Source organism: Aquimarina algiphila (genome assembly GCF_947494415.1).
Classification (GTDB): domain Bacteria; phylum Bacteroidota; class Bacteroidia; order Flavobacteriales; family Flavobacteriaceae; genus Aquimarina; species Aquimarina algiphila.
Genome location: NZ_CANLVC010000001.1, coordinates 575,007 through 586,279, shown reverse-complemented (window position 1 = coordinate 586,279; position 11,273 = coordinate 575,007). Strand labels below are relative to the sequence as shown.

Here is an 11,273-nt window from a genome sequence, read left to right as displayed (position 1 = left end):
GTTTCCAAAAAATAAAAGGTAAAAAAAATAAGATATGAAAAATTAGCCCCTGTTTTTATTGATACTTTTAGAAAGATAAAAAGCCATATCAAGAATACGAGTATTTTGATATGGCTTCATCGGAAATAATTTTTATGCTAGCTGTTTTACCCGCTATTAGATAAAAACTTTCGTTTGTTATTACATAATCTTTTATTTCCAGATTAAGTAGATTTAAATTTACCAAATGATGATTTGTATAATTTATTTCTACTCATACGACTAATACGAGCGCTTGTGTTTCTAAATTACTAATGCAATTTTTCAGTTTTTCACCCGAATAGTCTAATGCCATTTAAAATTAAAAAGGTGTCAAGACTTAATTTTTTCTTTTAAATTTCATTTTGAAATGATTTTAAAGAAAGCCCTTAAATTAATTTCAAGGATGTACTCAAAAAAATAACTTTCGTCTTATATTTATTTTAATTATAAAGTGGTCTTTTTATGTTCAAAGAACGTATTGTGTACAATTACATAACGTAGAGAATCCTTGTGTCATCTCTTATTGAATGTAATCTTAGATAAATATAAGCAAAATCTATTGTTTGGTCAATATTTCTTATTGCATTAGTTATCAACTGGTTATGAACTAGGGTTATTAACTTTTGTTCATAAAAAAAGGTCGTTGATTAACGACCTTTTTTGACTTATATAAGAAGTGAAAATTAGTTTCTTCTTTCTTTGATACGTGCTTTTTTACCAGTAAGTTCTCTAAAGTAAAATATACGAGCTCTACGTACCTTACCTCTTTTGTTAACTTCAATTTTTTGAAGTGCTGGTAAATTTACAGGAAAAATACGTTCTACTCCAATAGTTCCTGACATCTTTCTGATTGTAAATGTTTCAGTGGCTCCAGAACCTCTTCTTTGTATTACAACTCCTCTAAAGAACTGTGTACGTGTTTTGTTTCCTTCTTTAATTTCGTAATAAACAGTGATAGTATCACCAGCAGAGAATTGAGACATCTCTTTTTTTTCAACAAATTCGTCTTGTACGAATTTTACTAAATCTTCCATTTTTGATATAGTTTCTTAGGTTTTGTTAAAACAACATTCACGGTTTTCGCCAGAGGTTGTTCTAATCAGGGTGCAAAAATAAGTATTATTTAAAGATTTCCAAGCTTTTTGAAATCTTTATTATTGTTTTTGTTTTCAGAGTGTTAACAAACATACTTTGTGTAAATGAAGTTTACTAGTTTATTTCCTCTGAAGGAATATACTCTAAAGTGTATTTGTCTGAGTAAAATGTTTTTTTATGTTCGGGAAACGTGATTTTCATAAATAAGATATACGTACCATATTCCATGTCAGGATGAAAAAGATCTACAAATTCTAATTGCTTTTTTTCATTATTCCAATATTGAACTTTGTATTTTTTATCAATTTCTTCTGCGCTACTATCATCATAAAGAATAGCGTGGTCAGCACCAATAAGAGCAGGTGACTCATCATAAAGTTTTTGTTCATATCGTTTATTACTCATAGAGATATATACATAACTTACCTGATGCTGACTGCATAATAATACAGATTCCCTGGTATTGTATAGGTCAAGTGAGTGTATGTATGCTGCATCCTTGTCTTTGATATAATTATTAGTGCTTAATTCTAACCCATTGCTTTTGGGATATTCTTGTTCGTACAGTTTTACTAGTTCATCAAAAAAATATTCTTGATCCGAGTTTGTTGTCAATGATTGTGTGACGATTTGACTCATTTCTTTTTCTGAAGGCGTCTGAGTTGTATGGAAATCATAAACTGTGGCGTAACTATAAATATCTCTGATGGTTTGTGTGGAGTCTATATCTTTATGTTGTGATGTTGTATAATACTCCCAAACGATATGCCAATCACTTTCTTCTTGTTTACGAGATTCAATATCAAAAGCGCTTATGTTATGCTGGAAATCAGATTCTTTTCTTTTTTTTCCTGTATTGTGATACTTTTCTTGAAAAGCAGTGTATGAATCAGAACCATTTTTACGAATAAATAATTCTTCATTAACGATACCATTATTATGGTACTCGCGAAACTGTTCTTGTTTATGATATAGATTAAAATATCCTATTCTTTTTGGTTGTCTTTTTTCTTTAGCATAGTAGACATATGTACTATTTAGAAGTATTTGTTCTTTTTCTTTTGAGCTACCCCAAAAGTTATATGTCTTTTGATTTGTGCAAAGCACCTCTTTGATCATATCATTATCATAATATTTGATAGTATCTATAGCTGGGAAAAGGGGATTAGATTTTATCTGTTCATAATATTGAATGAATGCAATTTCGGCTTTTTCTTCTTCGGTAAAAGCGATTTGTTTTAAATTGGTCGCCGTTGGAGAATACCATTTTTTGGAACCAAAGTAGTTGTTAAATTGTTCGTTTTTGAAAACATACCCTTTTTGAGCGTAATATTCGTTGCGCATAAGCCGTAATTCTTCTAGGGAACATTCAAAGAGAGATTTGTCTGAATATAAAAAAGGGTCAGGTTTAATGTTGTTTTGGTTAGATTCTTGTTTGGTTAGGTGTTTATGTACGAAATAAGGCTTCATTTCACGATTCACAATAGTTCCGTTATTAAAAAAAATGTAATTTTCTCCACCAAACGTAAAGTGATCTTCTGCATTAAGAAAAAAAGTAATGTCTCTATTTATGTAGAGAGGGGATAAGCTGGTATACGATAGTTTTACAACAACATGATCATTATCTACGATTTGAATTATTTTATAGGCGATCTCTGGGATGTATAGACCATTTTCTGTCAATGAGAAGTTAAATTGATCAATATTAGCCTTAGTCATTCTAAAACTTCCTTCATTACGAATAACACATGTGGTTGTTATGGTAGGGTAATTTTCAAAATTTAATCGATTAGGGTATATACTAAAGAATGGTTCTGCATGCAACCCAAAAGCGATTAATAGAAATGAAAAAACTAAAATTTTTCTTTGCATTGTAATACAATTAGATGATTACTGCAAAGGTTAGGTAAATCATTATAGTACGGTACCCCGTTTATAGTGAATATTAGGGAGGATGTTGTTGTTTTAGTTATCTAGTAAATCCGGTCTTCGTTCTTTTGTTCTCTGATAAGCCTGCTCTTCTCTCCAGGTTTCAATTTTGGGAAAATTACCTGAGGTTAGGATTTCTGGCACTTTCCATCCTTTGTATTCTGCTGGTCTTGTATATATTGGGGGTGCTAATAGGTTATCTTGAAAAGAATCAGTTAAGGCAGAAGTTTCATTGCCTAATACTCCAGGAATAAGTCTAATGATAGCATCACACAAAATCAATGCTCCTAATTCTCCTCCTGATAATACATAATCTCCAACCGATAATTCTTTAGTAATGAAATGATCACGTACGCGTTGGTCTACTCCTTTATAGTGGCCACAAAGTATAATGAGATTCCCTTTTAATGACAACTGGTTAGTGATTCCTTGATTTAAGGTTTCTCCATCTGGGGTCATATAAATAACCTCGTCATAATCTCTTTGCGATTTTAATTTTGAGATACATTTATCTATAGGTTCGATCATCATTACCATGCCTGCCCCACCACCAAATTGATAATCATCTACTTGTTTGTAACTGTTTGTGGTGTATTCTCTAAGATTATGGAGATGTACTTCGACTAATCCCTTTTCTATAGATCGCTTCATGATTGAAGCTTCAAAAGGACTTCTTAGGATATCGGGTACTACGGTTATAATATCTATACGCATCTTAACATTAAATTCTATACTGAATGCAAAGATGCAAAAGAATATAATATAAATCTAGAAATTAAATTTACTTAGCTCCTGCTTTACGTTGTTTGTTGATTTCGTCCTGAAGCTTACGCATAACTTTTTGCTCTCGTTCTAATGATCTGCGTCTGTGATCTTCAAACTCTTCTTCAGTTTCGGCTAAAGCTTTCTTGGCTTGTACTGTTATAGCATTACTGTTTTTAAATTTATAAATAAACAAACTTAAAAAAGCTAAAAGAATTCCTATAATCACTAACATAATAGTGTTATAGCTTGATTTGGTTACTGCAGCTCCAAAAAAGCTCATACTATCTTTTTCTTGAGTTACTGCAGTGAGATCACCATTTGTTTTGGCAAGTGATTCTTCGAGACCTGTTATTGTAGATTGTTGTTCTGTAATCTTAAGGTTAGAAGTATTCAATTTCGATTCTAATGTCTTTAGTGTATCAATGGTGTTAGATTTAAGCTTGTTTATCCAAACTTGTTTTACTACTTTATATTCCTGATACCTTCCAGATTTTTGTATAACAATATCAAATTGTCCTTCTATCTTTTCTTGCTTCAAAGCTTGCTCGACAGTTACGGTTTCTTCCTGAGCGTATGAAGTTTCAAAAAAAGATAATAAAATAGTTAAAACTATTAGGTATTGTGATAATTTCATGCTGTTATTCTTAATTTTAGTGGTTGTATATACAATATCCCTACGTGTAGTAGTTAGAAGATAAAAATAACTATTTACAAATGATTTAGAGGAATATTATATATCCTTTCTTTTTTTGGTTATTAATTTCTTCTGTAACGGTAATAAATGTACGATATTGTGGTTAAAAAAAAAGAATTTTTGGTTGTAATTTACCAAAAAGCAAAATTATTGTTAATTTATTGTTTACTAATGCTTTATGTTGACTGATAATTACATGTTAGGTTATCGTAAATAAAAAAAGCCGTTATGATTAACGGCTTTTAAGTGTCTTGTTGAATATTTTAATAGTAAGTAAAACGCCTTACTTTGGCTATATATTTTGATAACCTAATTACTTGATGACTATATCCATATTCATTATCGTACCAAACATATAAAATTGCGTTATTTCCTTTGGTATCGACTATAGTAGCGTTACTGTCATATATTGATGGAGCAGAAGAGCCTATGATATCACTAGAAACCAATTCGTTATCTAGCGAATATTTTATTTGTTCTACCAAATTTCCTTCTAATGCATATTTTTTGAGTGCTGCATTTATACTTTCTTTAGAAGCCTTCTTTTCTAAGTTTAGATTTAGGATTGCTAAAGACCCATTGGGTACAGGAACTCGAATTGCATTAGAGGTTAGTTTACCCTCAAAACTTGGTAAAGCTTTAGAAACAGCTTTCCCAGCTCCAGTTTCTGTGATTACCATATTAAGAGCGGCTGCACGACCTCTTCTATATTTATTATGCATATTATCTACCAGATTTTGATCATTGGTATATGCATGTATTGTTTCTAAATGACCGTTTACTACACCAAAACTTTCGTCTACAGCTTGTAAAATAGGTGTTATTGCATTTGTTGTGCAAGAAGCGGCAGAGAATATATCTACTTTATCAGGGTCGTTTTCTTTGTGATTTACCCCGTGAACAATATTTGGGATACCTTTACCCGGAGCGGTAAGTAATACTTTGTCAATCCCTTTGGCAGCCAAATGTCTGCTTAAAGCTTCTTTGTCTCTAAAAGCGCCGGTGTTGTCTATTAATAAAGCATCTTTAATTCCATAAGAAGTGTAATCTATTTCTTCTGGATTATTTGCGCTGATAATTTTTACAGTAGTACCATTGATAATAAGTGCACTATTTTTTAGATCTGTTTCAACAGTACCAGCAAAATCTCCATGTACAGAATCACTTCTTAATAATGAAGCTCTTTTTTCTAAAACTTCCTGATTAATTGCTCCTCTGGTAACTATGGCCCTAAGCCTTAATTGACTTCCTTTTCCTGTAATAGTCATCAATTCTCTAGCTACAAGGCGGCCAATCCTACCAAAACCATAAAGAACTACATTCTTAGGCGAAATTGGTTTGAATTTCTTTGCATCCTTTAGTTTATTCTGTACAAAGCGATTTATCGATCCATATTCCTCACTTGCTAGATGATATTCATATGTGAGTTTACCAATATCTAATTTTGATGGAGGTAAATTCATTAGTTTGATAGCTTGTGCGATTTCTACTGAATCAAAAATCGAGATTGGCTTTTGTACAAACTCGCCAGCGTATTCGTGAAGATTTATAATCTCACTAACATTTTTGTCAATTAGCTGATTGCGAAAAAGTACCAATTCTATAGAATTGTCGTACCATAAGTCGCTTACAGTTTTGATAAATGCCACTGTTGCGCGGCGTCTGTCTGCCTGAAAGGCAAGTTCTTTTTCATAAACTTCGTTAGAGCTCATAATGTGTTGTGTTTTACAGTCTTGAAATTTCGTGCAAAAGTATATATTTCAAACGTTTTCGTGAAACGTTTTTTGATAAAAAAATCCCATTACTTTATTAAAATAATGGGAACTATTGTTTTTTATAGCTTTTTAATTAATTATTGAAAGACAAATTCACGTTTTTTTCCATCTCTATCTACAAGACTAATTGTGATGTCTTCGTCTTTATATTTATTTTCGATTATTTGCTTTACTTCAAGAACATTTTTTACTTTTTTACCATCAATTTCGCTAATAACTAATCCTTCTAAATTATATCTTTTCATTCTTGAACTCAATGCTTTACTAATTACAACGCCATGATCAAGTTTAAAGTTCTTTAAATAATCTTTTGGAGGGTTCGCAACTTCTACACCAACATCATCAATGTTATATCGTTGTATCTCATATTTGGATAAAGTAACTGGTAGTACTAGTTCTTTATTTTTTCTAAGTACTCTTACGTTAATAACATCTTTTGGCCTCTTGCTATTTACATATCCGGTTAAATCAGCAAATTTTCTAATAGGTAGTCCATCGATTTCTTTTATAACATCTCCTTCTAAAAGTCCTGCCTTTTTCGCTCCGCTTTCTTCGGCTACAGAGGCAACAAATACTCCTTGAGAAGTAGAGATGTCATACTCTTCCATTGCTTTTGGGTTTATTGTGCCTCCTGTGATCCCTAAAATACCTCGTTGTACACCACCAAATTCTATAATATCGTCAATTATTTTTTTAGCATTATTAGAAGGTACTGCAAAAGCGTATCCAACATAACTACCTGTTTGAGAAGTTATGGCAGTATTAATACCTATTAATTCGCCTCTTGTGTTAACTAAAGCACCACCACTGTTGCCTGGGTTAATTGCGGCATCAGTTTGTATAAAAGATTGACTTTTATTGTCAGATTCATCCAAATCTCTTGATTTAGCACTTATAATACCAGCAGTAACTGTTGAGGTAAGGTTGAAAGGGTTTCCTACAGCTAATACCCATTCTCCAATCTTAGCAGAATTAGAATCGCCAAAAGGGATGTAGGATAGTTTTTCATCTGCATCTATCTTAATCAGGGCAATGTCAGATTGTGGAGCAGTACCTACTACTTTGGCTTTATAAGATTTATTGTTATTTAATGTGATTTCAAGATCAGAAGCTCCATCAATAACATGATTATTTGTTACAATGTATCCATCTTCTGTAATGATAACTCCAGACCCGGCACCTTGAATTCTTCTTTCCTGTGCTCCTCCGTTTCTAAAAAATTCCATTAAATTTCTGGGTGCACGAGTGATTCCATATTGTTTGACATGTACTACGGCGTTAACTGTTTTTTCTGCAGCTAACGTAAAATCAATACTAGCATTTGGTATACTTGAATTCGTGTTAGTGACCGTATAATTTACGGGAATTGAATTTGATTTAACTTCATTTTCCGTAACAACAGTTTCGGGTTCTAAAAACAGTTTATATAATCCTAAAGTAAATACTCCTGCAAGGACTGCTACAACCAATAAGCTCAAAAATCTTTTCATTTTCTTTTCTTTTTTGTTTGATTTTACCATTAACTTCTTTAATAGACTATCAATAACTATTAAAATTACAATTATAGTATACTTTTTTTATGATATTTAACTCACAATTAACAACAGTTTTATGTTGACATTCTTTGTACCTTTGTCTATATAATTGAAAGAACAATGACCCTTACTTTTTATAAATATCAAGGTACCGGTAATGATTTTGTAATCATTGATAATCGTGAATCTATACTTTCCAAAAATAATACCAAATTGTTTGCCAGACTTTGTGACAGAAAATTTGGGATCGGAGCAGATGGTTTAATGTTATTAGAGTTGCCTCAAAATAACGAGGATGATTTTACTATGGTATATTTTAATGCAGATGGTAATGAGAGTTCTATGTGTGGTAATGGAGGGAGATGTTTGGTTGCATTTGCAGCTTTTCTTGGTGTGATTAGGAATAGAGCAACTTTTACAGCTATAGATGGTAAGCATCATGCTGAAATTAAAAACGGTTTAGTGTATTTGCAGATGCAAGATGTGTTAGAGATAGAAAAGTATGATGATCATTTGTTTCTGGATACTGGTTCTCCTCATCATGTTACTATGGTTGATGGATTATCTGAATATGATGTAGAAAATGTTGGAAGAAGAATTAGAAATGGAGCTCCCTATTTTGAAGCAGGTAGTAATGTAAATTTTGTTGAGAAAAGAAATGGTAGTTCATTTGCTGTTCGAACTTATGAAAGAGGAGTAGAAGATGAGACATTGTCTTGTGGGACTGGAGTGACAGCTGTGGCACTTTCTATGCATGCAACAAAGCTTACAGATAAGGAAGCGGTTAGTGTTCAGACCCAAGGTGGAGAATTGAAGGTCACGTTTAAGAAAACTGAAAATGGATATGAGGATATCTTTTTGATAGGTCCTGCTGAGCAGGTTTTTAAAGGAGAGTTTTCATGGTAACACTAAAAGGAGAAAATATCTATTTACGAGCTCTAGAACCAGAAGATCTTGATTTTGTTTATATAGTAGAGAATGATGAACAGATTTGGGAGATGAGTTCTACGCAAACTCCCTATTCGAGATTTTTAATTAAACAATATTTGGAGCATGCTCATAAAGATATTTATGAAGTAAAACAATTGCGATTAGTCATTTGTTCAAATGATGATGCAGTTCTAGGATTAATTGATTTATTTGATTTTAACCCTACGCATAATAGAGCAGGTGTCGGTATTTTAATTGCAGAGAAAGAAAGCCGAGGTAAAGGTTATGGCGCAGAAGCTTTAGAACTTATAACAAATTATGGTTTTACACATCTGCATTTACATCAATTGTATGCGAATATTTCGGAAGATAATGGGACGAGTATTAAATTATTTGAAAAAAAAGGATTTAATAAAGTTGGAGTGAAGAAAGAGTGGAATTTAGTAAAAGACACTTATAAAGATGAATTTTTATATCAATTAATATATGTACATTAAAAAAATACTATTAGCTATTGCATTATTAGGTTTAATTGCAGGAGGAATTTTTGCATATTATGTGTATCAGGCAGTTTTTTCTCCTAATACTAGTTTTGAAAACGAAACTAAAACTGTTTATATACCAACTGGAGGAACATATACTGAGCTTATTGAGGTGATTAGTCCAATAGTTAAAGATATTTATAGTTTTGATAGAATAGCTAGAAGGAAAGGATATATTGATAATATTAAGGCTGGGCGATATATTATAAAGAAAGGTTTGAATAATAATGATATTATCAATGTTCTAAGAAGTAAAAATGGGCCAATTCAAGTTAGTTTCAATAATCAGGAAAGACTCGAAAATCTTGCGGGAAGAATTGCTACTCAGATAGAAGCAGATAGTATTTCATTGTTAAAAGTTTTTAAAGAAAAAGCTTTTTTAGAAGCAAAGGGGTTTTCTCCAGAAACTTCTCTAGCTATGTATGTGCCAAATAAGTATGAATTCTTTTGGAATACTTCTGCAGAGCAGTTTAGAGATAGGATGCTAAAGGAGTATAATAAGTTTTGGAATGAATCGCGTCTGTCAAAAGCCAAGAAAATAGGTTTGACACCTGCTCAAGTTTGTACAGTTGCTTCAATTGTTCAAAAAGAGACAGCTAAGGTTGATGAAAGACCAAGGGTTGCGGGGGTTTATATGAATAGATATACTAATGGATGGAAATTAGATGCTGATCCAACAGTAATCTATGCAATTAAAAAACATCGTAATGATTGGGATGTAGTAATAAAACGTGTTTTGTATAAAGATTTAGAGTTAGATAGTCCTTATAATACATATAAATATGCTGCATTACCACCTGGGCCAATAACAATGCCTGATATTTCTTCTATCGATGCTGTTCTTAATTATGAAAAGCATGAATATTACTTTTTTGTTGCTAACGTAGAGAATTTTGGATACCATAAATTCGCTAAGACATTGAGTCAGCATAATCGTAATAAAAAACAGTATGTAAAGTGGATTAACGAGAAGGGGATAAATAGGTAGATTTATATCCTCTTTTTTTGTAGGAAAAAATAGAGTTTTTTTCTGTGCCGCTTTAAAAACTTCATCAATTTATTAACAAAATTGTATTTTTTTTGTGAATTACTATTAAAAGTTTAGGTTTATTTTTGTTCGACTAAAAGACTTGGTTTGACGTTTAAGTGTCAATTTTAAGGTTTTTTACACAAATTTTAATGCTTTTTAAGCTTGTTTTTTGGTCTAAAACACTGTTTTTCAGCATTATAATAATTTTAACACTCTGTTCTTTTTTATTTTTAAAAAAGTTGTATATTTGCACGGCAAAAATTTAAGTAGAGGGGACCATTTTTTTAATGGCTACTTAGAAATTTTTTATATGATAAAGAGGATAATAGGATTATCTATATTACTTACAATGGGAGGGGCGCTTTTGTTGAGTTTTACAACAAAAGAGAAAGTAGATTTTAGCTCCTATAGTACAGCTGGTTTGGATTTGTACTACATCGCACCTAATTTTAGTGAAATTGAAGATGATAGCGCATTTTTTTCTCCTGAACTGGGGAAATCTTATGTAGGATTTAAAGAGGCTGTTGCTTTTAAAGAATCTCGCGGCGACTATGGTGTGGTGAATCAATTTGGTTATATGGGAAAATATCAATTCGGTAAAGGAACATTAGCTTTAATTGGTGTTAAGAATATTTCTAAGAATGAGTTTCTTAATAATCCAGAACTTCAGGAAAAAGCTTTTTATGCAAATCTTTCTAGGAATAAATGGGTTTTACGTAGGGATATTAAATGGTTTGCCGGTAAAAGAATGAATGGTGTAGAGGTAACAGAATCTGGAATTCTTGCTGCTGCCCATCTAGCTGGGCCTGGTGCAGTAAAAAGATATTTGCGTACTGGTGGAGTAGAAGGATTTGCTGATGCATTTGGTACTACTATTCGATATTATATGAAACGATTTGGAGGGTATGATACGTCTTTTGTCGTTGCGAATAGAAGAGCGAAAGCTGTATTGTGATC

At 31.9% G+C, this 11,273-nt stretch carries 10 protein-coding genes; 4 read left to right on the top strand and 6 right to left on the bottom strand.

The genetic code is table 11. The features are described from left to right. Positions 1-704: 704 nt before the first annotated feature. From rplS to PQF96_RS02445, 6 genes are all read right to left on the bottom strand, one after another. Positions 705-1,055, bottom strand: a complete 351-nt coding sequence (rplS, locus tag PQF96_RS02470; protein ID WP_109439212.1) for a 50S ribosomal protein L19 — start codon at positions 1,053-1,055, stop codon at positions 705-707. A 175-nt stretch (positions 1,056-1,230) separates the two neighbouring features. Next, the gene (locus tag PQF96_RS02465; protein WP_271764972.1) at positions 1,231-2,988 is read right to left on the bottom strand and encodes a YARHG domain-containing protein; all 1,758 of its coding nucleotides are present in this window, start codon (positions 2,986-2,988) and stop codon (positions 1,231-1,233) included. Positions 2,989-3,081: 93 nt separating this feature from the next. Next, positions 3,082-3,759, bottom strand: coding sequence for a tRNA (guanosine(37)-N1)-methyltransferase TrmD (trmD, locus tag PQF96_RS02460; RefSeq protein ID WP_143916129.1), 678 nt, complete (start codon positions 3,757-3,759; stop codon positions 3,082-3,084). Between the two features lie 67 nt (positions 3,760-3,826). Further along, the gene (locus PQF96_RS02455) at positions 3,827-4,444 is read right to left on the bottom strand and encodes a tRNA (guanine-N1)-methyltransferase (RefSeq protein WP_143916130.1); all 618 of its coding nucleotides are present in this window, start codon (positions 4,442-4,444) and stop codon (positions 3,827-3,829) included. Positions 4,445-4,767: 323 nt separating this feature from the next. Beyond that, entirely contained in the window at positions 4,768-6,216 is a 1,449-nt protein-coding gene (locus PQF96_RS02450) for a glyceraldehyde-3-phosphate dehydrogenase (RefSeq protein WP_109439209.1), read from the bottom strand. A gap of 140 nt (positions 6,217-6,356) precedes the next feature. Then, positions 6,357-7,769, bottom strand: coding sequence for a trypsin-like peptidase domain-containing protein (locus PQF96_RS02445; RefSeq protein ID WP_109439239.1), 1,413 nt, complete (start codon positions 7,767-7,769; stop codon positions 6,357-6,359). A 165-nt stretch (positions 7,770-7,934) separates the two neighbouring features. Here PQF96_RS02445 and dapF point away from each other — a divergent pair, with 165 nt between their 5' ends. The 4 genes from dapF to PQF96_RS02425 all read left to right on the top strand — a co-directional run bounded on the left by dapF (position 7,935) and on the right by PQF96_RS02425 (position 11,271). Then, the gene (gene dapF / locus PQF96_RS02440) at positions 7,935-8,720 is read left to right on the top strand and encodes a diaminopimelate epimerase (protein ID WP_271764971.1); all 786 of its coding nucleotides are present in this window, start codon (positions 7,935-7,937) and stop codon (positions 8,718-8,720) included. Continuing rightward, positions 8,714-9,241 carry a GNAT family N-acetyltransferase gene (locus PQF96_RS02435; protein ID WP_109439207.1) on the top strand — a complete coding sequence of 176 codons (528 nt, stop codon included), beginning with the start codon at positions 8,714-8,716 and terminating at the stop codon, positions 9,239-9,241. Before dapF ends, PQF96_RS02435 begins: the two co-directional genes overlap by 7 nt. Continuing rightward, the gene (mltG, locus tag PQF96_RS02430) at positions 9,231-10,274 is read left to right on the top strand and encodes an endolytic transglycosylase MltG (protein WP_271764970.1); all 1,044 of its coding nucleotides are present in this window, start codon (positions 9,231-9,233) and stop codon (positions 10,272-10,274) included. Before PQF96_RS02435 ends, mltG begins: the two co-directional genes overlap by 11 nt. A 352-nt stretch (positions 10,275-10,626) precedes the next feature. Continuing rightward, positions 10,627-11,271 (top strand): peptidoglycan-binding protein LysM, encoded by a 645-nt coding sequence (locus PQF96_RS02425; protein ID WP_271764969.1) that lies wholly within the window; start codon positions 10,627-10,629, stop codon positions 11,269-11,271. Positions 11,272-11,273: the final 2 nt, after the last annotated feature.

Excerpts from the sequence above, each read along its gene's own strand:
- rplS (WP_109439212.1), bottom strand. The coding sequence starts at position 1,055 with ATGGAAGATTTAGTAAAATTCGTACAAGACGAATTTGTTGAAAAAAAA.
- PQF96_RS02465 (WP_271764972.1), bottom strand. The coding sequence starts at position 2,988 with ATGCAAAGAAAAATTTTAGTTTTTTCATTTCTATTAATCGCTTTTGGG.
- trmD (WP_143916129.1), bottom strand. The coding sequence starts at position 3,759 with ATGCGTATAGATATTATAACCGTAGTACCCGATATCCTAAGAAGTCCT.
- PQF96_RS02455 (WP_143916130.1), bottom strand. The coding sequence starts at position 4,444 with ATGAAATTATCACAATACCTAATAGTTTTAACTATTTTATTATCTTTT.
- PQF96_RS02450 (WP_109439209.1), bottom strand. The coding sequence starts at position 6,216 with ATGAGCTCTAACGAAGTTTATGAAAAAGAACTTGCCTTTCAGGCAGAC.
- PQF96_RS02445 (WP_109439239.1), bottom strand. The coding sequence starts at position 7,769 with ATGAAAAGATTTTTGAGCTTATTGGTTGTAGCAGTCCTTGCAGGAGTA.
- dapF (WP_271764971.1), top strand. The coding sequence starts at position 7,935 with ATGACCCTTACTTTTTATAAATATCAAGGTACCGGTAATGATTTTGTA.
- PQF96_RS02435 (WP_109439207.1), top strand. The coding sequence starts at position 8,714 with ATGGTAACACTAAAAGGAGAAAATATCTATTTACGAGCTCTAGAACCA.
- mltG (WP_271764970.1), top strand. The coding sequence starts at position 9,231 with ATGTACATTAAAAAAATACTATTAGCTATTGCATTATTAGGTTTAATT.
- PQF96_RS02425 (WP_271764969.1), top strand. The coding sequence starts at position 10,627 with ATGATAAAGAGGATAATAGGATTATCTATATTACTTACAATGGGAGGG.